Origin of the sequence: Streptomyces sp. NPDC005898 (assembly GCF_040629635.1) — a bacterium.
Taxonomy (GTDB): Bacteria; Actinomycetota; Actinomycetes; order Streptomycetales; family Streptomycetaceae; genus Streptomyces.
In genome coordinates, this window is the sequence record NZ_JBEXWC010000006.1 from 134,927 (window position 1) to 161,863 (window position 26,937).

Annotated in this window: 22 protein-coding genes and 1 pseudogene; 20 read left to right on the forward strand and 3 right to left on the reverse strand. The window is 70.3% G+C overall.

Annotated features, from left to right (window positions below):
• Positions 1–4: 4 nt before the first annotated feature.
• On the reverse strand, positions 5–322 hold the full coding sequence (locus ABZ385_RS11005; protein ID WP_358580821.1) for a peptidoglycan-binding domain-containing protein: 318 nt from the start codon (positions 320–322) through the stop codon (positions 5–7).
• On the opposite strand from ABZ385_RS11005, the pseudogene ABZ385_RS11010 reads away from it, so the two are divergent.
• A pseudogene (locus ABZ385_RS11010) lies at positions 295–786 on the forward strand (tetratricopeptide repeat protein); the annotation flags it as partial. The gene ABZ385_RS11005 and the pseudogene ABZ385_RS11010 sit on opposite strands and share 28 nt — an antisense overlap.
• Before the next feature lie 27 nt (positions 787–813).
• Here the strand turns inward: ABZ385_RS11010 and ABZ385_RS11015 are convergent.
• Complete coding sequence (locus ABZ385_RS11015; protein ID WP_358580819.1) at positions 814–1,266, reverse strand: VOC family protein; 453 nt, start codon at positions 1,264–1,266, stop codon at positions 814–816.
• Between the two features lie 21 nt (positions 1,267–1,287).
• Here ABZ385_RS11015 and ABZ385_RS11020 point away from each other — a divergent pair, with 21 nt between their 5' ends.
• The 15 genes from ABZ385_RS11020 to ABZ385_RS11090 all read left to right on the forward strand — a co-directional run bounded on the left by ABZ385_RS11020 (position 1,288) and on the right by ABZ385_RS11090 (position 20,125).
• Entirely contained in the window at positions 1,288–1,890 is a 603-nt protein-coding gene (locus ABZ385_RS11020) for an ABATE domain-containing protein (protein ID WP_358580816.1), read from the forward strand.
• A 358-nt stretch (positions 1,891–2,248) separates the two neighbouring features.
• A complete protein-coding gene (gene ngcE / locus ABZ385_RS11025) occupies positions 2,249–3,682 on the forward strand; it encodes an N-acetylglucosamine/diacetylchitobiose ABC transporter substrate-binding protein (protein WP_358580814.1) in 1,434 nt (477 codons plus the stop codon).
• Between the two features lie 87 nt (positions 3,683–3,769).
• Entirely contained in the window at positions 3,770–4,834 is a 1,065-nt protein-coding gene (locus tag ABZ385_RS11030; RefSeq protein WP_358910983.1) for a sugar ABC transporter permease, read from the forward strand.
• A 22-nt stretch (positions 4,835–4,856) separates the two neighbouring features.
• On the forward strand, positions 4,857–5,726 hold the full coding sequence (locus ABZ385_RS11035; protein ID WP_358910985.1) for a carbohydrate ABC transporter permease: 870 nt from the start codon (positions 4,857–4,859) through the stop codon (positions 5,724–5,726).
• Between the two features lie 147 nt (positions 5,727–5,873).
• Positions 5,874–7,136, forward strand: coding sequence for an extracellular solute-binding protein (locus ABZ385_RS11040; protein WP_358910987.1), 1,263 nt, complete (start codon positions 5,874–5,876; stop codon positions 7,134–7,136).
• A 51-nt stretch (positions 7,137–7,187) separates the two neighbouring features.
• Positions 7,188–8,117, forward strand: a complete 930-nt coding sequence (locus ABZ385_RS11045) for a sugar ABC transporter permease (protein WP_358911148.1) — start codon at positions 7,188–7,190, stop codon at positions 8,115–8,117.
• The gene (locus tag ABZ385_RS11050) at positions 8,117–8,989 is read left to right on the forward strand and encodes a carbohydrate ABC transporter permease (RefSeq protein ID WP_358910989.1); all 873 of its coding nucleotides are present in this window, start codon (positions 8,117–8,119) and stop codon (positions 8,987–8,989) included. Before ABZ385_RS11045 ends, ABZ385_RS11050 begins: the two co-directional genes overlap by 1 nt.
• 197 nt (positions 8,990–9,186) lie before the next feature.
• Positions 9,187–10,386, forward strand: a complete 1,200-nt coding sequence (locus ABZ385_RS11055; RefSeq protein ID WP_358583657.1) for an ROK family transcriptional regulator — start codon at positions 9,187–9,189, stop codon at positions 10,384–10,386.
• Positions 10,387–10,507: 121 nt separating this feature from the next.
• The gene (locus ABZ385_RS11060; RefSeq protein ID WP_358583659.1) at positions 10,508–11,605 is read left to right on the forward strand and encodes a substrate-binding domain-containing protein; all 1,098 of its coding nucleotides are present in this window, start codon (positions 10,508–10,510) and stop codon (positions 11,603–11,605) included.
• 159 nt (positions 11,606–11,764) lie between these two features.
• Positions 11,765–12,565, forward strand: a complete 801-nt coding sequence (locus ABZ385_RS11065; protein WP_358583660.1) for an ATP-binding cassette domain-containing protein — start codon at positions 11,765–11,767, stop codon at positions 12,563–12,565.
• A complete protein-coding gene (locus ABZ385_RS11070; RefSeq protein ID WP_358583661.1) occupies positions 12,562–13,854 on the forward strand; it encodes a sugar ABC transporter permease in 1,293 nt (430 codons plus the stop codon). The genes ABZ385_RS11065 and ABZ385_RS11070 overlap by 4 nt, the downstream gene beginning before the upstream one ends.
• Positions 13,855–14,077: 223 nt before the next feature.
• A complete protein-coding gene (gene dxs, locus ABZ385_RS11075) occupies positions 14,078–16,006 on the forward strand; it encodes a 1-deoxy-D-xylulose-5-phosphate synthase (RefSeq protein WP_358583662.1) in 1,929 nt (642 codons plus the stop codon).
• Between the two features lie 114 nt (positions 16,007–16,120).
• Positions 16,121–17,647, forward strand: a complete 1,527-nt coding sequence (locus ABZ385_RS11080) for an amino acid permease (RefSeq protein ID WP_358583663.1) — start codon at positions 16,121–16,123, stop codon at positions 17,645–17,647.
• Positions 17,648–17,729: 82 nt separating this feature from the next.
• Positions 17,730–19,214: a glycosyltransferase family 39 protein gene (locus tag ABZ385_RS11085; protein ID WP_358910991.1), complete on the forward strand. Its 1,485-nt coding sequence runs from the start codon at positions 17,730–17,732 to the stop codon at positions 19,212–19,214.
• Positions 19,215–19,318: 104 nt separating this feature from the next.
• Positions 19,319–20,125 carry an endonuclease/exonuclease/phosphatase family protein gene (locus tag ABZ385_RS11090; protein WP_358911150.1) on the forward strand — a complete coding sequence of 269 codons (807 nt, stop codon included), beginning with the start codon at positions 19,319–19,321 and terminating at the stop codon, positions 20,123–20,125.
• Positions 20,126–20,158: 33 nt separating this feature from the next.
• On the opposite strand, the gene ABZ385_RS11095 is transcribed toward ABZ385_RS11090, so the two are convergent.
• Complete coding sequence (locus ABZ385_RS11095; protein WP_358910993.1) at positions 20,159–21,145, reverse strand: hypothetical protein; 987 nt, start codon at positions 21,143–21,145, stop codon at positions 20,159–20,161.
• Between the two features lie 23 nt (positions 21,146–21,168).
• Here ABZ385_RS11095 and ABZ385_RS11100 point away from each other — a divergent pair, with 23 nt between their 5' ends.
• The 4 genes from ABZ385_RS11100 (at position 21,169) to ABZ385_RS11115 (ending at position 26,926) form a co-directional block, all read left to right on the forward strand.
• Positions 21,169–22,371, forward strand: coding sequence for a CapA family protein (locus ABZ385_RS11100; protein WP_358910995.1), 1,203 nt, complete (start codon positions 21,169–21,171; stop codon positions 22,369–22,371).
• 198 nt (positions 22,372–22,569) lie between these two features.
• The gene (locus ABZ385_RS11105; RefSeq protein ID WP_358910997.1) at positions 22,570–24,807 is read left to right on the forward strand and encodes a HAMP domain-containing protein; all 2,238 of its coding nucleotides are present in this window, start codon (positions 22,570–22,572) and stop codon (positions 24,805–24,807) included.
• Positions 24,808–24,812: 5 nt separating this feature from the next.
• A complete protein-coding gene (gene pgsB, locus ABZ385_RS11110) occupies positions 24,813–26,447 on the forward strand; it encodes a poly-gamma-glutamate synthase PgsB (protein ID WP_358910998.1) in 1,635 nt (544 codons plus the stop codon).
• On the forward strand, positions 26,444–26,926 hold the full coding sequence (locus ABZ385_RS11115; RefSeq protein WP_358583673.1) for a poly-gamma-glutamate biosynthesis protein PgsC/CapC: 483 nt from the start codon (positions 26,444–26,446) through the stop codon (positions 26,924–26,926). The genes pgsB and ABZ385_RS11115 overlap by 4 nt, the downstream gene beginning before the upstream one ends.
• The last annotated feature ends 11 nt before the right edge of the window (positions 26,927–26,937 follow it).

A 26,937-nucleotide genomic window follows, 5' to 3' on the forward strand; every position in this document is an offset into this window, starting at 1 on the left:
GGTGTCAGCCGCAGGTCCGGTAGTTGTAGCCGGCGATGCGCTTGTCGCCGTCCCGGTCGTAGAAGGTGTAGTCGCCGTCGGCGGTGCGGCTGACCAGGAACGTACGGCCCTCGGTGCCCAAGTAGTGGTCCACCGTTCCGTTGCCGTCCGAGTCGTCCAGGAACAGGCCGGCCGCGCCGAACGTGTCCTTGCCGACGATGCCGTCGGCCTGGTCCACGTTGTCCTTCTGCCAGGCGACGGTGGCGTCGTGCGTCTTGGGACCGAAGACACCGTCGATGTCGTGCCTGGGCCCTCCAACGCCAGGGCCGGCACCGGGAGGCACTCGGCCACGCCGAGCGGACCCTGGAGTTCTACCGGGCCGCGGACTTCCCGCCCGGGCAGGCCAGCGCCCTCAACGCGATCGGCTGGTACCGCGCCCAACTCGGCGACACCCAGAGGGCGCCGGCCGACTGCGAGCAGGCGCTGGCGCTCTTCCAGAAGGTGGGGAACCGCACGGGTGAGGCGCACACCTGGGACAGCCTGGGGTTCGTCCACCACCAGGCGGGCCGGGACACGGAGGCGATCGCCTGTTACGAGCAGGCGCTCCGCCTCTTCCGTGAGCTGGACGACCGCTTCCTCCAGGCGGCGGCGCTCAGAGGGCTGGGGGACGCCCGCCGAGCCGTCGGCCACCTCGACGAAGCGCGTGAGGGTTACCGCCGGGCGCTGGAGATCCTGGACGAACTCGACCACCCCGACGCGCGCGACCTTCGAGCGCTCCTCGACGCCACGCCCGACCGCCCCCGCTGAGCCGGCCGCACCCCCCGGGTTCCGCCCCTACGCCGCGCAGAACTCGTTGCCCTCCGGGTCCCGCATGATCCACCAGTGCCCGGCCGGCCCTTTGTCCAGCTCGCGGACACGGGTCGCCCCCAGGCCCTCCAGCCGGGCCACCAGCGCGTCGAGGCCGCCGGGTTCGCTGTGGACGTCGAGGTGCAGGCGGTTCTTGCCGGCCTTGCTCTCGGGCACGTCCTGGAAGAGGAGCCGTCGGCCGCGGCCCACGCCGCTGATCTCGTCGTACGGGTCCTCGGGGTGGCGGATCGCGGCGTAGCCGCGGAAGTTCTTGCGGCCGCGGTGCTCGATGACGGCCTCCTCGCCGATGTGGCCGGCGGCCAGCAGCCGCTCGACGAGTGCGCCGGGGTCCTCCACCTCGTACTCCAGAGCCGCGGCCCAGAAGTCCGCCAGGGCGGGTGCGTTCCTGCTGTCGATGACCAGCTTCCAACTCAGTGCCATGTAACCACTTATATTGGTTACATGACGTCCTCCGCAACCAACGGGCTGACGCTGCGCTCCCACACCGGCGTCGCCTACCGGTTCGACCCCGGCGCGCTGTGCCTGGAGCTGCTGCCCACCGGCGGCCCCGGCCCCTACCGCCGCTACGAGGTGCTGCATGAGCCCGCCGACCTGGCCACCTGGGCGGACCGGTGCCGGCTGACCCCGACGCCCGTACTGGACATCTCCCCGTCCGAGGTGGCCGACGCGCGCGGGCTCCGCGACGCGCTGCTCCGGGTGGTCGTCGCCCACACCCGGGGCGAGCCCCATCCGCCCGCCGACCTGGAGGTACTCAACGAGGCGGCCGCCCGCCCGCCCCTGGCACCCGCCATCACGCCGACCGGGCAGCGGCGGTGGGCCGACGCGGCCACCGGGACACACCTGCTGGCCACCGTCGCGCGGGACGCCGTCGAGCTGCTGACCGGCCCCTTCGCCCACCGCGTCCGCGTCTGTGCCGCCGAGGACTGCCATCTCGTCTACGTCGACACCTCGCGCCCCGGACGCCGCCGCTGGTGCTCCATGGAGCACTGCGGCAACCGCCACAAGGTCAGGGCGCTGCGCGCCCGCCACGCCGCGGAGGGATGAGCCCCGCCCGGGGCGTGCTCGGCGAGAGCCCGGCGGAGACCGCCCCCGCCCGGGACGGGCCCGTCAGAGACCGCCCCCGCCGGAAAGTCCATGCGAAACGCCGCGAAAGTCCACGCCTCCGCCCGGCGTGGTGCGAGAGGTTTTGACCAGGCGATCCCGTAGGTCTCAACTAGGAAAACCCGTGGGGCAAACGTGTATTCGATCTTGCTCAGCCGACGGGGAGTGGACTATACCTGTCGGCACCCGTCGGCCCGCACAGCCGTTCGGCATCCACGCACGACCCCAGCTTCACACCACCGCGGTGCCGGGGAGGGTCCGGTTCACCGCCTGAGTCCTGTATGAAGGCGAGGACTTGAGCATGGGATCCACCAGCGTCAACCGTCGTGATGTCATGAAGAGGGCGGCGGCCGCCGGGCTGCTCGCGGTGCCGGCCATGGGGGCGCTCAGCTCGTGCGCCAGCGGGGGCGGCGAGGGCAACAAGGCCGAGAAGGGCGAGAAGTCCGCGAAGAACCCGCTCGGCGTGAAGGCGGACGCGGGTCTGACGGTCTACATCTTCAACGGCGGGTACGGCGACAAGTACGCCCAGTTCGTCACGGACATGTACGCGAAGAAGTACCCCGACGCCAAGCCGGACCAGAAGGCGACCGAGAAGATCGCCACCCAGGTCCAGCCGAAGATCGTCCGGGGCAAGCCCACCGCGGACGTCGTCAACAACTCCGGCGCCGAGCAGATGAACATCGGCAAGCTGGTGCACAACGAACAGGTCGCCGACCTCGGTGAAGTGCTCGACGCCCCCTCCTGGGACGACCCGGACGTCACCGTCCGCGAGACCCTCGTCCCGGTCGTCGAGCAGATGGGCCGCTTCGGCGGCCAGGAGTGCTACCAGCTCAACATCGCGCTGACGGTGTACGGCAACTGGTACTCCGCCAAGCTCCTCGAGGACGGGCTCGACAGCGCGTACCCGAAGACCTGGGACGAGATGCTCGCCGTCTGCAAGAAGGCCAAGGCCAAGGGCATCCACGGCTGGAGCTACCCCGGCGGCCACCCCCGCTACATGTTCTTCAGCATGTACGCGATGTTCGCCCAGCGCGGCGGCCGCGAGGTCATCGAGGCCATGGACTACCTGGAGCCGGACGCCTGGCGGCACGACGCGGTCAGGGACGTCTTCGAGGCCTGGGAGGAACTGGTCGCCAAGAAGTACGTGCTGACCGGCTTCGACGGCCAGCAGGCCCACACCGAGATGCAGACCGCCTGGACCAAGGAGGGCAAGTGCCTCTTCGTGCCCAACGGCTCCTGGGTGGAGAACGAGGCCAAGGACACCACCCCCGCGGACTTCCGCATGACGGTCGGCGCGACCCCCTCGCTGGACTCCGGCGACAAGATGCCCTTCGGCACGCTCTACGCCCCGGCCGGTGAGCCCTTCATCGTCCCCGCCAAGGCCAGGAACCGGCAGGGCGGCCTGGAGTGGCTGCGGATGATGTACAGCAAGGAAGCCGCCCTCAACCTCTTCAAGGAGGTCGGCTCTATGCCCGTCGTCAAGGGCGCCATCGACGGCGAGAAGCTGCCCTCGGGCACGGCGAGCGCACAGAAGGCGATCAAGGCCGCCGGCGAGAACATCGTCATTCCCCACTTCATGGACTGGTACAACGAGCTGTTCCGCGAGGACTTCAACAACATGATCCACACGTTCATGCAGGGCCAGATCGGTCCCAAGCAGGCCATGGACACCATGCGGAAGGCCAGTGAACGGATCCTGAAGGACCCCGACATCACCAAGGTCAAGAAGGCCTGAGCGGGCGAGGTGGACGAGCGGGCGGGACCGAGCAGCGTGCAGCGTGACACCACCCGGGTGGGCGATCCGCCACCCCCGAAGACGACCATGAACGACACCGCGAAGAAGCCCTCGGCGGGCGGGCGGACCGGGCACAAGCCGCCCCCCGGCCCGCCCCCGGGGCAGCCCCCCGCCCCGCTGCCCGGCCTGCTGCTGTGGCCGGCGCTGCTGCTGCCGCCCGGCCTCACCCCCCGGCGCGTCCGCTACGACCGGCGCTACCGCACGCTCGACAAGTACCGCTTCATCGTGGGCTTCCTGGCCGTGCCCCTCGCCTTCTACGCGCTGTTCGTCGTCTCGCCCTTCCTCCAGGCGATCTACTACTCGTTCACCGACTGGTCCGGCGGCCCCGTCGCGAACTTCGTCGGGTTCGACAACTACCGGAAGATGTGGGACGACGACCGGTTCTGGGAATCGCTGCGGATCAGCACCCTGCTGCTCGTCATCGCCCCCGTCCTCACCCTCGTCCTCGGCATGTTCTTCGCCTACATGATCACCGCGGGCGGCCGGCACCGCAGGGGCAAGGCCATCGCGGGCGTCGCCGGGTCCTCGTTCTACAAGGTCGTCTACTTCTTCCCGCAGGTCCTGTCCGTCGCCATCATCGCCGTGGTGTGGGGCCGCGTCCTGAACACCAACAGCGGCCTGATCAACGGCGGCCTGGAGAAGATGGGCGTCGACGGGCCCGCCTGGCTCGGCGGCGACCGGACCCTCGGCCTCGTGTCCCTGCTGATGGTGATCAGCTGGAGCTTCATCGGCTTCTACGTCGTGCTGTTCTCCGCCGCCATGGGGTCGATCCCCAAGGACGTGTACGAGGCCGCGCTGCTGGACGGCGCGGGCCGCACCCGCACCTTCTTCAGTGTCACCCTCCCGCTGATCCGTGACTCGGTGCGCACGGGCTGGATCTACATGGGCATCCAGGCGCTCGACACCTTCGCGATCTGCCTGGTGATGGTGCCCCCGCACGTCCTGAAGGTCACCCCGGTCTTCCTCTACGAACGCTTCCGTGACGGCCAGTACGGCTACGCCACGGCCATCGGCGTCGTCCTCCTCGTCCTGAGCATGGCGTTCTCGCTGATCGTCATGCGGGTCGGGAACCGTGACCGGATCGAATACTGAAGAGCGCGGGAGCCACTGCCTCATGACCACGACCAGCGCCGCCGCCCCCCGGAAGCAGAGCGAGGCGGGCACCACCCTCAACGTCTTCTCGCACGCCTTCCTCGTCCTGTGGGTCGTGCTGGCCGCCGGGCCCCTGATCTGGGTCGCGCTGACCGCGCTGCGCCCCTCGGCCGAGATCCTCAGCGACCCGATGGGCTGGCCGGCCTCCTTCCACTGGGAGAACTTCACCCACGCGTGGAACAAGGCCAACATCGGCCGCTACACCGTCAACTCGTTGATCATCCTGGCCGGTTCGCTGACCGGCACCATGCTGCTCGGCTCGATGGCGGCCTACGTCATCGCCCGCTTCACCTTCCCCGGCAACCGGTTCGTCTTCATGCTCTTCGCGGGCGGCATGATGTTCCCGGTCATCCTCGCGCTCGTGCCGCTCTTCGCCGTCATGGAGAACTTCGGGCTCCTGGAGACCCGGCCGGGCCTGATGATCGCCTACATCGCGTACTCCCTGCCCTTCACCACCTTCTTCCTGACCTCCTTCTTCCGCACGCTGCCGACCGGCGTGCAGGAGGCGGCGATGGTCGACGGCGCCTCGCACACCCGCACCTTCTTCCAGATCATGCTGCCGATGGCCAAACCGGGCCTGGTCAGCATCGGCATCTTCAACTTCCTCGGCCAGTGGAATCAGTACCTGCTCCCGCTGCTGCTCAACAACGAGGACGAGCAGAACTACGTGTTGCCACAGGGCCTCGCCTCGCTGGCGGTCTCCCAGGGCTACCGCGGCGACTGGGGGGCGCTCTTCGCGGGCCTGACGATCGCCATGCTGCCGGTCCTCGTCGTCTACGCGGTCTTCCAGCGACAGGTACAGGCCGGTCTGACCGCCGGGGCGCTCAAGTGACCTGGTGAGGCAGGTGATTTCAGCTTGGCCACGAAAGTGGTCTAGGCCTGTCGAGGCAAAACCGGACGTGAGTAGTGTCGGCCCGACGGCGCAGCGGGGGGCGACTGTACGCGTCAAGTCGACACTGGAGTCGAAGGGTTGAACAGCATGAGGAACCGAATGGTCGCCACCGGCGCGGCAACGCTCTGCATGGCGCTGGGACTCACCGCCTGCGGCGGGGACGGCGACAGCGGCGACAGCAAGACGATCAAACTCGTCGCCGCCGACTACGGCGACAAGGCCTCCAACGCCTCCAAGGTGTACTGGAACCAGGTCAAGAAGGAATTCGAGAAGGCCAACAAGGGCTACACGGTCGACGTCCAGGTCATCAACTGGAACGAGATCGACAAGTCCGTCAAGAACATGATCCAGGCGGGCGACGAGCCCGACCTGCTCCAGACCGGCGGCTACGCCGACAAGGTCGCCGACGACCTCCTCTACAAGGCGGACGAGGTGATGTCCGCCAAGACCCGCGAGAACCTCATCCCCGCCTTCGCCGAGGCCGGTGAGGTCGACGGCACCCAGTACGGCATTCCCTGGGTCTCCTCCAGCCGCGTGATGTTCTACAACAAGGACGTCTTGAAGAAGGCCGGCGTGAAGAGCCCGCCGAAGACCTGGGACGAACTGGTCGCCGCGGCACGGAAGATCAAGGCCAAGAAGGCCGCCGAGACCCCCTACGCCCTGCCGCTCGGCCCCGAGGAGGCCCAGGGCGAGACGATGATGTGGGAGCTGGGCAACGGCGGCGGCTACACCGACGCGGGCGGCAAGTACACCGTCGACAGCGCGAAGAACGTCGAGACCTTCGAGTGGCTCAAGACCCACCTGGTCAAGCCCGGCCTCACCTACGCCAACCCCGCCTCCACCGACCGCAAGACGGCCTTCGCCGACTTCGCGGGCGGCAAGGTCGGCATGCTCAACGGCCACCCGAGCCTCGTCCAGATGGCCAAGGACGGCAAGGTCGACTACGGCGTCGCGCCCATCCCGGGCAAGGACGGGCCGCTCAAGAGCACGCTCGGCGTGGCCGACTGGATGATGGCGTTCAAGGACGGCGGCGCCGAGAAGGAGGGCGTCAAGAAGTTCCTGGACTTCACGTACTCCAAGAAGATGCTGGCGTTCGACGAGATGTACAACCTCATGCCGGTCACCCAGGACGCGCTGAAGAGCATGCGGTCCAACGGCAGGCACAAGGACCTGGAGCCGTTCTTCGAGGTGCTGCCGAACGCCAGGTTCTACCCGCTGGGCGACACCTCGTGGGACCTCGTCTCCGCCGAGATCAAGAAGACCGGCGGCAAGGCCGTCGTCGACGACCCGAAGCAGGTGCTCGGCGACCTCCAGAAGAAGGCGGAGTCGGCGGCCGCCGACGCCAAGTAGCCCCCCAGCCCCTCTGGTTCGCAAGGAGTCCTTGTGTCACTGAAGGCCCCTCTGTCCCCGGCCGGCCCGGGCCGGGGACGGGGCGGGCGCGCGGCCGCGCCGGTGAGCCGCCGCGGCGGCATCGCCCGGCTCGGCCCGCTGCCCTGGATAGCGCCCGTCGTCCTGCTCATCCTCGCCGTGGTCGTCTGGCCCGTCATCGAGCTGGTCCGCACCTCCTTCCTGAACATCTCCATCGCCGGCAAGGTGCGCGGCGGCGCCGGGACCGCCAAGTTCGCAAAGCTCTTCGAGGAGAGCGACCTCGGGGCGGTCCTGACCTGGACCGTGGTGTGGACGGTCGTCGTCGTCACCGTCACGATGCTGCTCTCGCTCGCACTCGCCCAGCTGTTCGATCAGAAGTTCCCCGGCCGCCGCGTCACCCGCTGGGCGCTCATCGCGCCCTGGGCCGCGTCCGTCCTGATGACCGCCATCGGCTTCAAGTGGATGCTCAACCAGACCGCGGGCGTCCTGAACACCGCGATGCTGGACCTCGGGCTCATCGACAGCCCCCGGGACTGGCTCGGCAGGCCGGAGACCGCCTGGCCCTGGATGATGGCCGTCGCCGTCTTCGTCTCCCTGCCCTTCACCACGTACACGCTCCTGGCCGGCCTCCAGACCATCCCCCGGGACGTCTACGAGGCCTCGCGGATCGACGGGGCGGGGCCCTGGCAGACGTACCGCCACATCACGCTCCCGATGCTGCGGCCCGCCTTCCTCGTCGGCGTGGTCATCAACCTGATCAACGTCTTCAACTCCTTCCCGATCATCTGGGCCATGACCCAGGGCGGTCCGGGCTACGACACCTCCACATCGATGGTGTTCATGTACAAGCTGAAGGAGACCGACATCGGCGAGTCCGCGGCCATGTCGGTCGTCAACTTCCTGATGGTCGTGGTGCTCGTACTGATCTTCCTGAAGGTCAGCCGGTGGAACGAGGAGGACTGATGGCCACCACGACGGCGATACGCCCCGCACCCGGCAAGGGCCGCGCGCGCAAGCGGGCCTTCCGGCCCCGCACCCTGGTCGTCACGGCCTGCGCCTGGCTCCTCGCGGCGATCTTCCTCGCGCCCTACCTGGAGATGATCGTCACCGCGCTGCGCCCCAAGGACGAGCTGCGGGACCGCACCTACCTGCCCCAGGACCTGGAGTGGGCCAACTTCGTCGACGTCTGGAAGGAGTCGGAGCTGGGCCAGAACCTCCAGGTCACCCTGCTCGTCGCCGGCGGGGCGACCCTGCTGGTCCTGCTGGTCTCGCTGCCGGCCGCGTACTACACGGCGCGCATGCGCTACCGGGGCCGCAAGGCGTTCCTGCTGCTCGTCCTCGTCACCCAGATGTTCCAGCCCACCGCCCTGCTGGTCGGCCTCTACCGCGAGTTCCACCAGCTGGACATGCTCAACTCGGTCTGGACGCTGATCCTCACCAACGCGGCGTTCAACCTCGCCTTCGCGGTGTGGATCCTGACCGCCTACATCAGCTCGATCCCGCCGGAGCTGGAGGAGGCCGCCATGGTGGACGGCACCAGCCGCTTCGGCGCGATGACCAGGGTGACGCTGCCGCTCGCGCTGCCGAGCGTGGTCACGGCGGTGATCTTCACCTTCATCACCTCCTGGAACGAGTTCGTGATGGGCCTGACCCTCACCACCGAGCCGGACAAGCAGCCGCTGACGGTGGGCATCAACAATTTCATCGGCAACTACACCGTCCAGTGGAACTACCTCTTCGCCGCGTCCGTGGTCGCGATCGTGCCGGTCATCGTGCTGTTCGCGTTCATCGAGCGGCATGTGGTGAGCGGGCTGACGGCCGGATCGGTGAAGTAACGGCCGACGCGGCAGGGGCCGGGGCCCGGACGGGGGAGCGGAATGTCCCCCGCCGGGCCCCGGCCCCTGTCGCGTCCGATCCACTGTTTTTCCGTCAAGGACTTGACTGCGCCAACCCCTTCATCGGAGCTTGGAGTTCACAACTTGTACGGGCGGCCCTGGTGTCGTACGTCATACAGGCAAAGGTGGAAGAGTCAATGGAGACTCCGGGGTCGCAGTCCTCTCTGCACCGGGCCAATCTGGAGCGGGTCGTACGCGCCGTACGCCTCGCCGGTTCGCTCACGCAGGCGGAGATCGCGCGGACGACGGGCCTGTCGGCGGCGACGGTCTCCAACATCGTGCGGGAGCTGAAGGACGGCGGGACGGTCGAGGTCACGCCCACCTCGGCGGGCGGCAGGCGGGCCCGCAGCGTCTCGCTCAGCGGGGACGCGGGCATCGTCATCGGCGTCGACTTCGGCCACACGCACCTGCGCGTGGCCGTCGGCAACCTCGCCCACCAGGTGCTCGCCGAGGAGGCCGAGCCGCTGGACGTGGACGCGTCCGCCGCCCAGGGCTTCGACCGGGCCGAGCAGCTGGTCAGCAGGCTGATCGCGGCCACGGGAGTGGACCGTACGAAGATCGCCGGGGTGGGCCTCGGCGTGCCCGGGCCCATCGACGTGGAGTCCGGCACGCTCGGCTCGACCTCGATCCTGCCGGGCTGGACCGGCACCAAGCCCGCCGAGGAGCTGGGCGGCCGCCTCGGCGTGCCGGTGCACGTGGACAACGACGCCAACCTCGGCGCGCTCGGCGAGCTGGTGTGGGGGAGCGGGCGCGGGGTCAGGGACCTCGCGTACATCAAGGTGGCGAGCGGCGTCGGCGCGGGGCTCGTGATCAGCGGGCGCATCTACCGCGGGCCCGGCGGCACCGCCGGCGAGATCGGGCACATCACCCTCGACGAGTCGGGCCCGGTCTGCCGCTGCGGCAACCGCGGCTGCCTGGAGACCTTCGCCGCCGCCCGCTACGTCCTGCCGCTGCTCCAGTCCAGCCACGGCACGGACCTGACCATGGAGCGCGTGGTGGGGCTCGCGCGAGGCGGCGACCCGGGGTGCCGACGGGTGATCGCCGACGTCGGGCGGCACATCGGCAGCGGCGTGGCCAATCTGTGCAACCTCCTGAACCCCTCCCGGGTGGTCCTCGGCGGGGACCTCGCCGAGGCCGGTGAGCTGGTCCTCGGGCCCATCAGGGAGTCGGTGGGGCGCTACGCGATCCCCAGCGCCGCGCGGCAGCTGACCGTGCTGCCGGGGGCCCTCGGCGGCCGGGCCGAGGTGCTCGGCGCGCTGGCGCTCGCGCTCAGCGAGATGGGCGATTCGACCCTTTTGGACGGGTCGCTCGCTGTCGCCGCGCCTGCCTTCACTTAGATAACGCATGGCACCGTTGTCATCTCGTTAAGGATTTACTCCTTGACGCTGGTGTGGCGGCCGAGTTGACTTCGAGCCACCTCGGCCGCAACGACGCGGCCTCGTCAGGGAGGCACCCACCATGAACGCAGTGACGCGTCGCGTCGTCATAGGCACCGCCGCGGTTTCGATGGCACTGGCCATGACCGCGTGCGGCAAGGCCGGCGACGGCGACGACAAGGGCAACGGCGGCGACAGCAAGACCATCGGTCTGCTGCTCCCCGAGAACAAGACGACCCGCTACGAGACCTTCGACCGCCCCATCATGGAGGCGAAGATCGAGGCGCTCTGCTCGGACTGCAAGGTCAAGTACAACAACGCCGCGCAGGACATCGAGACCCAGAAGAAGCAGTTCGACGCCCTCGTCACCCAGGGCATCAAGGTGATCATTCTGGACGCGGTCGACTACAAGTCGACCAAGTCCTGGGTCAAGCAGGCCGAGAAGCAGGGCGTCAAGGTCGTCGCGTACGACCGTCTCGCCGAGGGCCCGCTCGCCGCCTACGTGAGCTATGACAACGAGAAGATCGGCCGCCTCCAGGGCGGGGCCATGGTCAAGGCGCTCGGCTCCGACGCCAAGGACGCCAACGTCGTCATGATCAACGGCTCGCCGACCGACCCGAACGCCCCCTTCTTCAAGAAGGGCGCCCACTCGGTGCTCGACAAGAAGGTCAAGAAGATCGCGTACGAGCAGGACATCCCGGACTGGTCGCCCGACGAGGCGAACCGCAAGATGTCCTCCGCGATCGACAAGCTCGGCAAGGACGGCATCCAGGGCGTCTACGCCGCCAACGACGGCATGGCGGGCGGCGCGATCACCGCCCTCAAGCAGCGCGGCATCAAGGTCCCCGTCGGTGGCCAGGACGCCGAACTCGCGGGCGTGCAGCGCCTGTTGAGCGGCGACCAGGACTACACGATCTACAAGGAGATCAAGCCGGAGGCCGAGACCACCGCCGAGATCGCGGTGCGCCTGCTCCAGGGCAAGGCCATCGACACGATCACCGACCGCAAGGTCGACTCGCTCAGCGGCGACTTCAAGGGCATCCCGGCCAAGCTCTACGACGCGCAGGCGATCACCAAGAACGAGGTCGCCGAGACGATCGTCAAGGACAAGGTCTACAAGGTCAGCGAGATCTGCACCGCCCAGTACAAGAAGGCGTGCGACGCGGCGGGCATCAAGTAACTCCCGCACGCGGCAAAGCCGTTCGCATCGTTCAGATCGTTCGCATCGTTCAGAAGTGAGTTCCGGGGGGCGCTCCAGAGAGCGCTCCCTGGAACCCGTGCCCACTCGCGGCACTGCTCTCGCTGCACCACCATCCCCGCCGGTCAGGCGGCGAAGGAGATGATTCACGTGTCCGCTACGCCCGTGCTGGCGTTGCGCGGGGTCTCCAAGCGGTTCGGCGCCGTCCAGGCGCTCACGGACGTAGACCTCGAAATCCATGCCGGTGAGGTGGTCGCCCTCGTCGGCGACAACGGAGCCGGCAAGTCCACCCTCGTCAAGACGATCTCGGGCGTCCACCCGATCGACGACGGCACCATCGAATGGGAGGGCCGCCCGGTCCGCATCGGCCGGCCGCACGACGCCCAGAACCTCGGCGTGGCCACCGTCTACCAGGACCTCGCCCTGTGCGACAACCTCGACGTCGTCGCCAACCTCTTCCTCGGCAGCGAGCTGAAGAGCGCCTCCGTCCTCGACGAGATCAAGATGGAGAAGCGGGCCAGGGAGCTCCTGGACACCCTCTCCATCCGCATCCCCAGCGTCCGCATCCCGGTCGCGGCGCTCTCCGGCGGTCAGCGCCAGGTCGTCGCCATCGCCCGCGCCCTGGTCGGCGACCCCAAGGTCGTCATCCTCGACGAGCCCACCGCGGCCCTCGGCGTGGAGCAGACCGCGCAGGTCCTCGACCTGGTGGAGCGGCTGCGCGAGCGCGGCCACGGCGTGATCCTCATCAGCCACAACATGGCCGACGTGAAGGCCGTCGCGGACACGGTCGCGGTGCTGCGGCTCGGCCGCAACAACGGCATCTTCCCCGTCGCCGACACCACCCACGAAGAGATCATCGCCGCGATCACCGGCGCCACGGACAACGCCGTCACCCGCCGCAAGGCGCGTACGGCCACGGCACCGAAGGAGGGAGCGAAGTGAGCGACCTCGCCAAGACCCCGACGAGCAAGACCACCGACGCCCCGGCCTCCGCGGCGCCCGTCCCCGCGGTCGACCCGCGCCTGCTGGTGCGCGAGGAGGGCCTGGCCGGCTACTGGAGCGAGTTCAAGCGCAAGATGCGCGGCGGCGAGCTTGGCTCGCTGCCCGTCGTCATCGGCCTGATCGTCATCGCGGTCATCTTCCAGCTGAAGAACGACCACTTCCTGGACGCGAGCAGCCTCGCGAACATCGCGGTCTTCACCTCCGGCCTCGGCATCATGGCCGTCGGCATCGTCTTCGTCCTGCTGCTCGGCGAGATCGACCTCTCGGTCGGCTCGGTGGCCGGCATGGGCGCGGCGGTCTGGGCCGTGCTGAGCGTCACCCACGGCCTGAACGACTGGCTCGCGGTGCTCCTCGCCATCCTCACCGGACTGGTCATCGGCGCCGTCCACGGCGCCTTCTTCGCCAAGGTCGGCGTGCCCGCCTTCGTGGTCACCCTGGCCGGCTTCCTCGGCTGGAGCGGCCTGCAGATCTGGCTGATGGGCGGCGAGGGGAGCATCAACACTCCCGAGGGCAGCGTCGTCGAGGACCTCACCGGCCACTTCTTCGCGGAGAAGGGCGCGGCCTACGGCCTGGCCGCCGTCGCGATCCTCGCGTACGCGGCCTCCCTGCTGCTCGACAGCAAGCGCCGCAGGAGCGCCGGGCTGCCCTCGCGCCCGGTCAGCGAGATCGTGCTGCGCACGGTCGTCGTCGCGGTCCTCGCGGGCGGTGCGGCGTACGTCCTGAACGAGCCCGCCGGCGCCCGCGGCCTGCCGCTGGCCCTGGTGCTCTTCCTTGCCGTCCTCGTGATCGCGGACTTCGTGGCGCGCCGCACCACCTTCGGCCGCCAGGTCTTCGCGGTCGGCGGCAACGCGGAGGCCGCGCGCCGGGCCGGCATCAACGTCGACCGGGTCCGGATCACCGTCTTCGCGATCTCCGGCATGCTGGCGGCCTTCGGCGGTCTGTTCATCGCGAGCCTGTCCGGCGGCGCCACCAAGAGCCTCGGCGGCGGCAACACGCTGATGATGGTGATCGCGGCGGCCGTCATCGGCGGCACCAGCCTGTTCGGCGGCCGCGGCAAGGTGTGGTCCGCGCTCCTCGGCATGCTGGTGATCCAGTCCATCCAGCAGGGGCTGAACCTGCTCGGCATGGCCAGTGAGATCCAGTTCATGATCACGGGAGCGGTGCTGCTCGCGGCGGTGGTCATCGACTCCGTCTCGCGGCGCACGCAGAAGTCGGCGGGGCGCGCGTAGCGTTCCTCCGGGCGGATTTCCCGCCGCCGGGTCTGTTGTCGCTGGTCGCGCGCCTCCCCGCGCCGCTTGCGGAGCTTCCCCCGCGTCCCCCAAGGGGCGCGGGGGTTCTCCGTGTGAGCCGGGAGCGGCTCCCCGGGCGCGGTTCGCGGCGGCGGAACATTAGACTCGACAGACCCGGCAACGCTCGAACAGCACATCTCAGCTCTATTGCAAGGAGGCACGGGTGCCGCTGCTGACCCGCATCACGGGACCGCGCGATCTGGACCGGCTCAGCCCCGAGGAGCTGAACGAGCTGGCCGGAGAGATCCGCGGCTTCCTCGTCGAGGCAGTCTCCAAGACCGGCGGCCACCTCGGCCCCAATCTCGGCGTGGTCGAGCTGACCATCGCCCTGCACCGCGTCTTCGAGTCCCCCAAGGACAAGGTCCTCTTCGACACCGGCCACCAGAGCTACGTGCACAAGCTGCTCACCGGCCGCCAGGACTTCAAGGGACTGCGCGGCAAGGGCGGCCTGTCCGGCTACCCCTCGCGCGCCGAGTCCGAGCACGACGTGATCGAGAACAGCCACGCCTCCACGGTCCTCGGCTGGGCCGACGGCCTCGCCAAGGCGAACGAGGTGCGCGGCAAGGACGACCACGTCGTCGCCGTCATCGGTGACGGCGCGCTCACCGGCGGCATGGCCTGGGAGGCGCTGAACAACATCGCGGCCGCCAAGGACCGCCCGCTCGTGATCGTCGTCAACGACAACGAGCGGTCGTACGCGCCCACGATCGGCGGGCTCGCCAACCACCTCGCGACGCTGCGCACGACCGACGGCTACGAGCGGTTCCTGGCCCGCGGCAAGGACATCCTGGAGCGCACCCCGGTCGTCGGCAGGCCGCTGTACGAGACGCTGCACGGCGCCAAGAAGGGCCTGAAGGACTTCATCGCCCCGCAGGGCATGTTCGAGGACCTCGGCCTGAAGTACGTCGGCCCGATCGACGGCCACGACATCGAGGCCCTGGAATCGGCGCTCCAGCGCGCCAAGCGCTTCGGCGGCCCGGTGATCGTGCACTGCCTCACCGAGAAGGGCCGCGGCTACAAGCCCGCCGAGGAGGACGAGGCCGACCATTTCCACGGCATCGGCCCGATCCACCCCGACACCGGTCTGCCCATCGCCGCGGGCGGCATGGACTGGACGTCCGTCTTCGGCGAGGAGATGGTCAAGCTCGGCCACGAGCGCGAGGACATCGTCGCCATCACAGCGGCCATGCTCCAGCCGGTCGGCCTGGCCAAGTTCGCCAAGGCGTTCCCCGAGCGGGTGTACGACGTCGGCATCGCCGAGCAGCACGCGGCCGTCTCCGCGGCGGGCCTGGCCACCGGCGGCCTGCACCCCGTGTTCGCCGTGTACGCCACCTTCCTCAACCGCGCCTTCGATCAGCTCCTGATGGACGTGGCCCTGCACAAGTGCGGCGTCACCTTCGTCCTGGACCGGGCGGGCGTCACCGGCACGGACGGCGCCTCGCACAACGGCATGTGGGACATGTCGATCCTCCAGTGCGTGCCGACGGTGCGGATCGCCGCCCCGCGCGACGCCGACCAGGTCCGCCTCCAGCTCCGCGAGGCCGTCGAGGTCGACGACGCGCCGACCGTCGTGCGCTACTCCAAGGGCGCGGTCGGCCCGGCCGTCAAGGCCGTCGGCACGGTCGGCGGCATGGACGTGCTGCGCGAGGCGGGCAGCGAGCACCCCGACGTGCTGCTGGTGTCCGTCGGCGCGCTCGCGCCGATGTGCCTGGAGATCGCGGGCCTGCTCGACAAGCAGGGCATCACCACGACCGTCGTGGACCCGCGCTGGGTCAAGCCGGTGGACGAGGCCATGGCGCCGCTCGCCGAGCAGCACCGCGTCGTCGTCACCGTCGAGGACAACTCCCGCGCGGGCGGCGTCGGTTCCGCCATCGCCCAGGCCCTGCGCGACGCGGGCGTCGACGTGCCGCTGCGCGACTTCGGCATCCCGCCGCGCTTCCTCGACCACGCCTCCCGCAAGGAGATCATGGCCGAGATCGGGCTGACCGCCCCGGACATCGCCCGCCAGGTGACGGGTCTGGTCGCCAAGCTCGACGGCCGGTACGAGCGCGCGGGCGACGAGGTGGACGCCGTGGAGCCCGCCCGCGACTGACCCCGCCCGACACCGCCGAAGGGCCGGTCCCGACACCCTGTACGGGTGGTGGGACCGGCCCATTCGCGTGAATGGGCCCGCGCCGGGGCGTGCCGGGTACGCGGCCTCTCGATCATGTCGGGGACGACAAGCGTGGGAGGTACGCCCGTGAGCAGCACCCTCTTCAGGACGAAGAGCGTCGAGCAGTCCATCAGGGACACCGAGGAGCCGGAGCACGCGCTCAAGAAGTCGCTGTCCGCCCTCGACCTCACGGTCTTCGGCGTCGGCGTGATCATCGGCACCGGCATCTTCGTCCTGACCGGAAAGATCGCCAAGGAGACGGCGGGGCCCTCGGTGGCCCTCGCCTTCGTCGTCGCGGGCCTCGTCTGCGGGCTCGCGGCGCTCTGCTACGCCGAGTTCGCCTCGACGGTGCCGGTGGCCGGGTCCGCGTACACCTTCTCGTACGCCTCCCTCGGGGAGTTCCCGGCCTGGATCATCGGCTGGGACCTCATCCTGGAGCTGGCGCTCGGCTGCGCGGTGGTCGCGGTCGGCTGGTCCGGCTATCTGCGCTCCCTCCTGGACACCGCGGGCCTGCACCTGCCGCGCTCGCTCAGCGGGACGCACGAGGGAAGCTTCGGCTTCGACCTGCTGGCCTTCCTGCTGGTGCTCGCCCTGACCGGCATCCTGGTCCTCGGCATGAAGCTGTCCTCGCGGGTGACCAACGTCATCGTCGCCGTCAAGGTCACCGTGGTGCTGCTGGTCATCGTCGTCGGCGCGTTCTTCATCACCGGCGCCAACTACGACCCGTTCGTCCCGCCGAGTGAGCACCCCGCGGGTGCCGGGGGCGTCGCCGCGCCGCTGGTCCAGCTGATGTTCGGCTTCACGCCCTCGAACTTCGGCGTGATGGGCATCTTCACCGCGGCGGCCGTGGTCTTCTTCGCCTTCATCGGCTTCGACATCGTGGCGACCGCCGCCGAGGAGACCCACAACCCGCAGCGCGACGTGCCCCGCGGCATCCTCGGCTCGCTGCTGATCTGCACCCTCCTGTACGTCGCCGTGTCGGTGGTCGTCACCGGTATGCAGAAGTACAGCGAACTGTCGACGGACGCCCCCCTCGCCGACGCGTTCAAGTCCGTGGGGCACCCCTTCTGGGCGGGCCTGATCAGCTTCGGCGCGGCCGTCGGCCTCACCTCGGTCTGCATGATCCTGCTGCTCGGCCAGACCCGGGTCTTCTTCGCGATGAGCCGCGACGGACTGCTGCCGCTGACGTTCTCCAAGGTCCACCCGAAGTTCGGCACGCCCTACCGCTCGACGATCCTGCTCGGCGTGATCGTGGCGATCGTCGCCGGCTTCACGTCCATCGACGAACTGGCCGAACTGGTCAACATCGGCACGCTGTTCGCCTTCGTCGTCGTCGCGCTCGGCGTCATCCTGCTGCGCAGGCAGCGCCCCGACCTGCCGCGCGCGTTTCGCACCCCGCTGGTGCCGTTCGTGCCCATCCTGTCGGTGCTCGCCTCGCTGTGGCTGATGCTCAACCTGCCGGCGGAGACCTGGCTGCGGTTCGCCATCTGGATGGTGATCGGCGTCGTCATCTACTTCGTGTACGGGCGCTCGCACAGCCGCCTCCACGTGCGCGACACCCGCGCCGGTAACGCACTGTAGCCAGCAGTCTTTCGGCAAGTCTCTCGACAGGCCCCGTATGTCCCGATACGCCCAAAGGCGCGGGGCCCGATAGCGTGCACACATGCCCGCCGCGCCCTCCGCCCCACCACGTTCCGTACGCGACGTCCGGGCGCCGGGCCGGCGCGAGTCGCGCACCGCGTGCGACCGGGCGGCCCCCTGGCTGCGGCTGCTCCCCCTGTTCGCCGCCCTGGCGTGCCTGACCCGCCTGCCCTCCTTCCGGTGCCCGCTGTGGAACCCCGACGAGGGCTATCTCGCCGTCCAGGCAAGGATGCTGGCCGACGGCGGCGAGCTGTACGAGACGGTGGTCGACCGTAAGCCGCCGCTCGTCCCCTGGCTCTACGCGGGCGCCTTCGCGCTCTTCGGCGACTCCTCGCTCCTGCCGCTGAAGGTCCTCGCGGTCGCCGCGCAGCTCCTGACGGCACTGCTGCTGGCCTCCCTGGCCCGGCGCCGCTGGGGAGCGGGGGCGGGGCGCACGGCGGGCGTGCTGTACCTGCTGATCTCCGTCGGCCTCAACCCCGAGGACGCCCAGGCCGCCGGCTTCGAGGTCTTCATGCTGCCCTGCACGGCCGCCGCCATGTGGTGCGCGGACCGCCGCCGGTGGGGCGCCGCGGGCACGGCGGTCGCCTGCGCCTTCCTCGCCAAGCAGACCGGGGGCGCGGTGCTCCTGCCCGTCCTGTGGCTGCTGTGGCGCGGCGGGGCGGGGCGCCGGGGCCTGCTGCGCCTGGGCGCCGGTCTGTGCGCCCCCGTCCTCGCGGCGGCCGCGCTCACCACGTTCTCCGGCTTCCTGTTCTGGACGGTGACGGGTTCGGGCGCGTACGCCTCCTTCACCGGCTCCGAACTCCACGTGCTGGGGCGGGGACTGGTGAACGCCGCGCTCCTCGCGGTGGCCTGCGCGGGCATCGTCCCGCCGGTGGTACGCGTGCTGCGCATCGCCCGCACCGGGGCGGGGGAGCTGTGGCTGTGGCTCGCCTCGTCGGCGGCGGCGGTCCTGCTCGGCTTCCACTTCTTCGGCCACTACTACCTGCAACTCATGCCGCCGCTCGCCCTGTTGGGCACGGCGGCCCTGCAGATCCTGCCGCGCCGGCACACGGCTCGCGCGCTCGCCGTCACGGGGTGCGCGTGCGCGCTGTTCCTGGCCTGGGGCCTGGTCGTGCCGCGCCCCGAACTGGCGCACGCCACGCGCCTCGCGGAGACGGTCAGGGCGTACACGGCGCCCGACGCCGAGGTGCTGCTGTGGGGGATGCACCCGGAGGGCTACTGGCTGGCCGACCGCGCCCCCGCGAGCCGCTTCCTGACGGCGGGCCTGCTGACCAACTACAGCGGCGGCCGCGACGGCCCGAAGGTGGGGCAGAGGTACGGGGTGCGGGGCGCGTGGCCCACCTTCGAGAGGGAGTGGCGCGCCCACCCGCCGGCCCTGGTCGTCGACGACTCCCGCGGCAAACCGTACGGCCTCTCCCGCGTCCCGTCCCTGCGCAGGGCGCTGAAGGCGGGGTACGAGCCGGTGCTGCGCGTGGAGGGGGCGGTGGTCTACCGGCGGGGGGAGTGAGGCCGGCGGGCCGCCGGCGCGGTCGGCTCCCGCGTACAGTCGGGTGATCGACCGTGAGGGAGGCGAGGGTGCGGGCAGGGGGCAGGCGGGTCCTCGCGGTGGCCATGGCCGTGTTCTGCGTGGCGCTTCTCGGTCCGAGCGCGCCGGGCGACGCCTTCCTCGCCCGGTCGCTGCCCGCCGACGCCGTCCGGGAGGTCGTGCCGAACCGGGTCATGACGTGGAACATCTGCAACCCCTGCGAGGTGGGCAACGCCGGCCGGGCGGCGGAGATCGCCGCGTACGCGCCGCAGGCCATCGGTCTGCAGGAGGCCTGCGTACGGGACGTGGAGAAGATCCGCGACTATCTGGAGGGCCTGTACGGGCTGGTCTACCACGTCGAGTACGGGACGGTGCTGCGCAGTTGGGGCCGCTGCGGAGGATGGCCCTGGCGTCCGGGCGGGTTCGGCCAGGCGATCCTCTCGGCGGCGCCGATGACGGACCGCGTGCGCGTGCGCTACCCCGACGGCGGTTCCGAGGACCGGGGGTATCTGGCCGTGACCACGAAGGTCGACGGCCGGCCCGTCCGCGTCTTCGACACGCACCTCGCCCAACGGCGGCAGGAGGAGGTCCGGGCGGCACAGACCGCGGTCCTCGCCGCGGCCGTCGCCCGGCACGAGCGCGCGATCGTCCTCGGCGACTTCAACGCCGAACCGGACGCCCCCGAGCTGGCGAAGATGTGGTCCCTGGCCACGGACACGGACCCCGGGTGCCGCCCCGCGCCCAGCGGCCCCGCCGGCTGCGTGCCCACCACGGACTGGCACAGCAAGTTCGACTACGTCTTCCTGCGGGACGTCGCCGCGCGCAAGCACGGTGTCCATCCGACCCTGTACTCGGACCATCACCTCCTGCACAGCGACGTGGAGCTGGGATGAATCCCCGGCCGGGCGGGTGCGGGCGGGCGCGGGTCAGCGGCGGCGCCCCCACCCCCGTACGACCTCCGCCAGGGCGTTGACCGCCTCGGTCGCGTCGGCGGGGCGCTCGCGCAGGCGCGGGCCGAACTCCACGTGCAGGAACGAGACGTCGTGGGCGGCCGCCGCGCGGCCCTGCACGTTCGTGCGGCCCTCCAGGGGGCAGGACCGGGCCCAGGCCCGGCACACGTCGTAGCCCCTCTTGCGCAGGGCGGCCGCGAGGGCGCGGGCCTCGGGGCGCCCCTCGGAGCCCCGGCCCGTGGAGGCGACCACGTCGTGGTCCGGAGCCGAGTCGTCCGCCATGCCGTGCAGCTGCACGCCGGGCAGCCCGCGCCGCGCCAGTTCGGCGCAGACGGCGTGGAAGACGCTGTCCCTGCGGTGCGCCACGTCGGCCTCGTCGGCACGGCCGGCTTTGCGATGTGCTCCCGCGACGATCAGGACGCCGCCCGGGGCGCGGCCGAGGAGCCGCGCGCCGAGCCGCTCGGTGTTCCGGTCGGCGACGGGGTGCGGCACCTGGACCGTCCAGCGCGCGGGGGAGTCGAGGTCAAGATAGACGCGCCCCCAGCCACGGGGTGCGGTGCCGCCCTCGGAGCGGTCGGCCACTTCCGCGTACCGGCGCCCGGTGGCCTCGTCGGTCACCGTGCGCAGCGCGAAGTCCACGTCGGCCAGGCGGTGTTCGGCCTCCTCGCGGCGGCCGTCAAGGAGCAGGGCGACCCCCTTGGCGACGGTCTCGCGGTCCCTGCGGGAGGGGTGGCGGTAGCCGGTGTCCTCGCCGAAGCCGGCGGTGTACTCGGCGATCACGCGCTCCAGGCCGGGCTCGGGGATGGCCGCGCGCGGCGACCGGTATCCTTTCCCGGTGGGCTCGCGATCCTTGCCCGAGGAGTCCCCGGTGCACTGGGAGAGGCTGAGGACACAGGCCGTGACGGCGGCGAGGATCCGCAGCTTCTTTGCGACCGCCATGGGCCGGGTGCGGGAGTTCATCATGGTCGTATAAACATATCCCTGTGATGACACGTCCCTCCGGCAGGCATTTCGTGACCTGTGCGGCCTCCGCGCTCCTGCTTTTCGCCACGGCCGCCTGCGGCCCCTTCGGCGACGACGGCGAAGCCGCCGCCGACGGCCCCTCGTTCACCGTCGCCGCCGCGGGTGACATCCTGATCCACCCCCAGCTCACCGACCAGGCCCGCAAGGACGCCAAGGTCACGGGCAAGGGCGACCGGGGCCTCGACTTCGGGCCGATGATGGCCGGGGTCAAGCCGGTCATCAGCAAGGCCGACCTCGGCATCTGCCACTTCGAGCCGGTGGTGGGCAAGCCCGACGGCCCCTTCCAGAGCTATCCCGACTTCCTCGTCCCGCCGCAGATAGCCACGGCGGTCAAGGACGTCGGCTACGACCAGTGCTCGACCGCCTCGAACCACACGCTCGACCACGGCCCCGCCGGCGTCACCCGCACCCTGAACACGCTGGACAAGGCGGGACTGCGCCACACCGGTTCGGCGCGCAGCGCGGCGGAAGCGGACAAGCCGCTCATCACCGAGGTCAAGGGCGTCAAGGTCGCGCAGATCGCCTTCGCCTTCGGGTTCAACGGCCGCGAGGTCCCGAAGGACAAGCCGTGGCTCGTCAACCAGAACGACTTCGGGAGGATCTCCGCCGCCGAGAAGAAGGCGCGGGCGGCCGGCGCCGAAGTGGTCATCCTCAGCATCCACTGGGGGCGTGAGAACCAGCCCAACGCCAGCGGCCCCCAGCTCGCGCTGGCCCGCAGGATCGCCCGGGAGACCGGCATCGACCTCGTGATCGGCCACCACGCCCACGTGGTCCAGCCGATGGAGAAGGTCGACGGCACCTGGATCGCGTACGGCCTCGGCAACCAGATCGCCCGGCACGACGTGCCCAGCGGGCTGACCGAGGAGGGCGTCATCGGCTGGTTCGAGTTCGTCAAGCGCGGCGGCAAGTGGGACGTCGAGGCCAAGTACGTGCCCACGTTCGTGGACATCCCGCCGGACCCGGACGAGACGGGCGCCCTGCCCAAGGGGGCGGTCAAGGACCACCGGCTCCTCGACGTGGCCGCCGTGCTGCGGGACGGCGAGGGCCTCAGTGAGCAGCAGCGCTCCCGCTACCGGGTGGCCTTCGAGCGCACCCAGGGCACGCTCCTGAACAGGGGTGCGAGCAAGGACGGACTCCAACCGCTGGAAGAACTTCCGGCGGACTGAACCGGAGGGTAAACCTCCGCGCAACGCGATGTAACTCACATCTCATTCAAGCCGTACATCTTTTTCGGCGGACCGAGGGTCGAACCTCTCCGGAGCGCATCACTGTGCGTTTCCCTGCCATGCGTCATTCCAGGAGAGGAGCACCCCTTGGCCGCTTCGCGTTCGAAGCGGCGGCACAAGGTCCGCCGAAGGACCGACATGTCCCTGCTGGGTGGCATACGTCCCCCCATCGCCGTGCTGTCGGTCCTGCTCCTCGCCCTCGCGGGCATCACCGCCCTCACCCTCGGCCGCGCCGGACAGGAGGCCGTGCCCAAGGCGGTCAAGCTGTCCCAGCAGCACTTCGCGGAGGACGGCGCCATCGCGCTGCGCGCCTCCATCGACGAGTCCGTCACCGACCTGACCCGCACCGCCGAGCTGTTCAGCGCCGGCGAACCGGTGCCCCCCGACGCCGTCCTGGACAAGATCGGCAGCGTCTACCAGAAGTGGATGGGCACCGCGGTCGTCGAGATCTCCTCGGGCAAGCTCCTCGCCGCCCGCGGCGAGAACCTCCCGCTGACCGCCATCGACCGCGGCGCGCTCGCCGACGAGGACGGCCTCGCCCCCCGCATGGTGCGCCTGGAGAACGGCGAGACACGCCTGCTCTCCTTCGCCCTGCTCACCTGGCGGGGTCAGCCCCAACAGCTCCTGGTCGCCTCCAGCAGCCTGCGCTTCCCCGGCATCAGCCTCGGCAAGTTCCGCTCCATCGGCGTCGTCGGCCAGGACGGGCACCTGCTGAGCACCGACGGCATCCCCGAGCCCGAACAGGTCCTCACCGACCTCCAGCGCGACGAGGTCAAGCAGTCCAACAAGCAGCTCAAGGCCTTCGCCGAGGCCGCCGCGAAGAAGACCCGCACCCACCCGCTCATGTCCAAGGAGCCCGGCTCCGGCGGCTTCCTCGGCGTCAGCGGCCACCTCACCGGCGAGCGCTACCTCGGTGAACGCGCCATCGGCGGCTACGCGAGCCTCGCCGGACCCGAGGCGGGCAAGGCCACCGTCGCCACCCGCCTCGGCCTCTCCGTCGTCGCGATGGTCCCGGTCGCCGAGGACCCCGTCGCCACCCACAGCTCCGCCTTCGGACTGCTCGCCGCGGCCGCCCTGCTGCTCATCGGCGGGCTCACCGTCTTCCTGCTCCTGCGCACCGTCCAGCGCCCGCTGATCCGGCTCTTCCTCGAAGGCCGCCGGCTGACCCGCGGCGACCTGGACAGGCCCGTCACCGTGCCGAAGTCCGGCGAGGCGGCCCGCATCGGCGCCGCCCTGGAACGCCTGCGCCGCCAACTGCTCGGCGAACCCGCCGGCGCGGGCCAGACACCGGCCCGCCGCGGCCGGTTCGGCAGCCGCACGCTGATCGCGGTGTGCGCGGTCCTCCTGCTCGCCTGGTCCGCGCCGCTCATGCTGCTCCTGAACCGCGCCGGCGACACCGTCGTCGTACCGCAGCAGATGGTCAACGACCAGCGCGAACGCACCGACACCCTGACCGACCGGGTCCGCCGCGCGCTCAACGAGGGCCACGCCGACCTCACCTCCGTCGCCTCCCTCATCGGCAACCGCACCAAGGCCACCGACATGGCCGCGGTCCTCGAGAGCACCCTGAACCAGCACTCCCGCTACCAGTCCCTGTACGTCCTCGACGCCAAGGGCGAGGTCCTGGCCCGGGCGGGCGACGACCCCCGCAGCCCCGGTGGCAAGGGGCCCTCCACCCAGCAGATCCGGGTCCTCGACGAGGGCGGCAAGGAGCCGGTCATCCTCGGCACGGCCGAGATCCCCGGCCGGGCGGGCGCCGCCGTGGTGGGCGAGTTCCGCATCGACTTCCTCAACTCGCTGCTCAAGCGGCCCGGCCTCGGCCAGGTCCGCGTCATCGACGAGAAGCGCAAGGTGATCGGCGCCAACAGCGGCTACCGCGAGTTCGAGGGGCTGCCCAGCGGCCGCCTGAACGCGCTCGCCGAGGGCACCGGACAGAAGGTCGGCCTCAGCCCGCGCCCCAGCGGCGTCCTGTACCGCGACGGCGACGACATCCAGATCGCGGCCGCCGCGCCCTTCGTCGGCGGCGGCGCGGCCCGCTCGCTCGGCTGGACCGTGCTCAGCTGGCAGCCCGCGTCGGGCCTCGCCATCCCCGAGTACACCCTGCAGAACCGCACCGTCCTCGCCGGTCTCCTCGGCATCACCGCGGCGGCGGCCTGCCTCGGCTGGCTGCACATCGTCGTCGTCCGGCCGCTGCGCCACCTCGCCGACCAGGCCGAGGCGCTCGCCGACGGGGACCGCCGCACCGTCCTGTACCCGCGCCACCACGACGAGGTCGGCGCCGTCACCCGCAGTCTGGAACTCATCCGGCAGCAACTGCCGACGGGCACCCAGCGCAAACGGGACGGCGTCACGGCCAGCCTCGCCGGAAGGAACTGAACCCCGTGCTCTTCCTCTACACCGTGCTCGTGGTGTGCGGCGCCGTCCTGTTGGTGGCCGGCGTCGTCGAACAGCGCCGGCACTTCGCCAACCTGGAGCACATCCCCTCGCGGGTGCTCGTCAACGGCATCCGCGGCAAGTCCTCCATCACCCGGCTGTGCGCGGGCGCCCTGCGCGGCGGCGGCCTCACCACGGTCGCCAAGACCACCGGCACCGCCGCCCGGTTCATCCACCCGGACGCCACCGAGGAGCCCGTCTACCGCAAGTTCGGCATCGCCAACGTCGTCGAGCAGATCGGCATCGTGCGGCGCGCCGCGGCCTACCACCCGGACGCCCTGGTCATCGAGTGCATGGCGGTCATGCCCGCCCTCCAGGAGATCAACCAGTCCAAGCTGATCCGCTCCACCATCGGCGTGCTCTGCAACGTCCGCGAGGACCACCTCGCCGAGATGGGCCCGACCCTCGACGACGTGGCGCGCTCGCTCTCGCGCTCCATGCCGGAGGGCGGCATCTGCGTGACCGCGGAGAAGGACCGCTTCGACATCCTCAAGGAGGAGGCCGACGCCCGGAACTGCGAGCTGGTCTACGCCGACCCCGAGACGGTCACCGACGACGAGCTGCGCGGCTTCAGCTGGTTCACCTTCAAGGAGAACGTGGCCATCGCGCTGAAGGTCGCCGACCTCCTCGGCGTCGGCCGCGAGGTCGCCCTCCAGGGCATGTACGAGGCGCCGCCGGACCCCGGTGTCCTCTCCGTCGAGCGGTACGCCACCGAGGACGGCAAGAAGCTCCGCTTCGCCAACGTCTTCGCGGCGAACGACCCCGAGTCGACGCTGATGAACATCAACCAGCTGCTCGACCTCGGCGCCATCCACCGGCCGCTCAACGTCGTCATCAACTGCCGCCCCGACCGCGTCGAGCGCAACGGCCAGATGGGCGAGATCATCCCCGACCTGAAGCCGGACAAGGTCTTCGTCATCGGCCACCCCGCCAAGTCGGCCATCGACGCGATCCCCGCCGAGTGGCGCTCGCACGCCGTCGACCTCGGCGGCGACCGGCGCGACCCGGAGGAGTTCATGCGCGAGATGCTCGCGCAGCTCGGTCCCGACTCCTCCCTGGTGGCGATCGGCAACATCCACGGCCAGGGCGAGCTGCTCCTGGAACACCTCGCGGAGCTGCCGCCGGACGAGAGCGAGGAGCAGGCCCCCGAGGAGCCCGCGCCGTTCTACGAGCCGCACGTCGACCCCTATCAGCACTACTCCGAGGCGTACGAGACGCGGTACACGAGCACCGGCCAGCACCCGCAGGTCCGCCTCCCCGCGCAGCACCACGCCCCGGAACAGCGGTACGAGGCACACGAGCCGTACCAGCAGCCCTACGAGGCACAGCAGGCCCAGCAGCGCTACGAGACCCAGCAGGCCCAGCAGGCCCAGCAGTCCTACGAGGCGCAGCAGTACGACCCGCACCAGCAGTACGAGCCATATCAGCAGCACCAGCAGCACCAGCATCAGCAGCAGCACCAGCCGTACGAGACCCACGGCCGGCCCCCCGCCCCCCGCGGCATGTTCGAGCCGCGGGTGCCGCCCGCACCGCCCGCCGCAGACGACACCCAGCAGTGGCACAGCCCAGGAGAGCCCCGTTGATTCCCTCCGTCCTCACCCCTGAGATCGCCGCGGTCGGCATCGCGCTCGGGCTGCTCTTCTCCCTGGTCTGCTACCTGACGACCAACCTCTCGCCCGGCGGCATGATCACCCCGGGCTGGCTGGCGCTGACCCTCGTCGAGGACCTCCAGCGCGCGGCCATGGTGGTCGGCGTGACCGTGCTGACGTACGCCGGCACCCTGCTGATGCAGAAGTACGTGATCCTCTACGGCAAGCGGCTGTTCGCCGCGGTCGTGCTGCTCGGCGTGACGCTCCAGGCCACCGTGATGATCGTGCTCTCCCTGGAGTTCCCGCTCATGTACGCGAACCAGACCCTCGGCTTCATCGTCCCGGGCCTGATCGCCTACCAGCTCGTGCGCCAGCCCAAGGGCCCCACGCTGCTCGCCACCGGCTCGGTGACGCTCATGGCCTACGTCGTCCTCACCGCCGGGATCCTCCTCGGCTTCATGCCGTCCGCCTGATTCCCTGGAGT

Coding starts and splice junctions, on each gene's coding strand:
- ABZ385_RS11015 (WP_358580819.1), bottom strand. CDS start 1,266: ATGGCACTGAGTTGGAAGCTGGTCATCGACAGCAGGAACGCACCCGCC.
- ABZ385_RS11020 (WP_358580816.1), top strand. CDS start 1,288: ATGACGTCCTCCGCAACCAACGGGCTGACGCTGCGCTCCCACACCGGC.
- ngcE (WP_358580814.1), top strand. CDS start 2,249: ATGGGATCCACCAGCGTCAACCGTCGTGATGTCATGAAGAGGGCGGCG.
- ABZ385_RS11030 (WP_358910983.1), top strand. CDS start 3,770: ATGAACGACACCGCGAAGAAGCCCTCGGCGGGCGGGCGGACCGGGCAC.
- ABZ385_RS11035 (WP_358910985.1), top strand. CDS start 4,857: ATGACCACGACCAGCGCCGCCGCCCCCCGGAAGCAGAGCGAGGCGGGC.
- ABZ385_RS11040 (WP_358910987.1), top strand. CDS start 5,874: ATGAGGAACCGAATGGTCGCCACCGGCGCGGCAACGCTCTGCATGGCG.
- ABZ385_RS11050 (WP_358910989.1), top strand. CDS start 8,117: ATGGCCACCACGACGGCGATACGCCCCGCACCCGGCAAGGGCCGCGCG.
- ABZ385_RS11055 (WP_358583657.1), top strand. CDS start 9,187: ATGGAGACTCCGGGGTCGCAGTCCTCTCTGCACCGGGCCAATCTGGAG.
- ABZ385_RS11060 (WP_358583659.1), top strand. CDS start 10,508: ATGAACGCAGTGACGCGTCGCGTCGTCATAGGCACCGCCGCGGTTTCG.
- ABZ385_RS11065 (WP_358583660.1), top strand. CDS start 11,765: ATGATTCACGTGTCCGCTACGCCCGTGCTGGCGTTGCGCGGGGTCTCC.
- ABZ385_RS11080 (WP_358583663.1), top strand. CDS start 16,121: ATGTCGGGGACGACAAGCGTGGGAGGTACGCCCGTGAGCAGCACCCTC.
- ABZ385_RS11085 (WP_358910991.1), top strand. CDS start 17,730: ATGCCCGCCGCGCCCTCCGCCCCACCACGTTCCGTACGCGACGTCCGG.
- ABZ385_RS11090 (WP_358911150.1), top strand. CDS start 19,319: ATGGCCGTGTTCTGCGTGGCGCTTCTCGGTCCGAGCGCGCCGGGCGAC.
- ABZ385_RS11095 (WP_358910993.1), bottom strand. CDS start 21,145: ATGATGAACTCCCGCACCCGGCCCATGGCGGTCGCAAAGAAGCTGCGG.
- ABZ385_RS11100 (WP_358910995.1), top strand. CDS start 21,169: ATGACACGTCCCTCCGGCAGGCATTTCGTGACCTGTGCGGCCTCCGCG.
- ABZ385_RS11105 (WP_358910997.1), top strand. CDS start 22,570: ATGTCCCTGCTGGGTGGCATACGTCCCCCCATCGCCGTGCTGTCGGTC.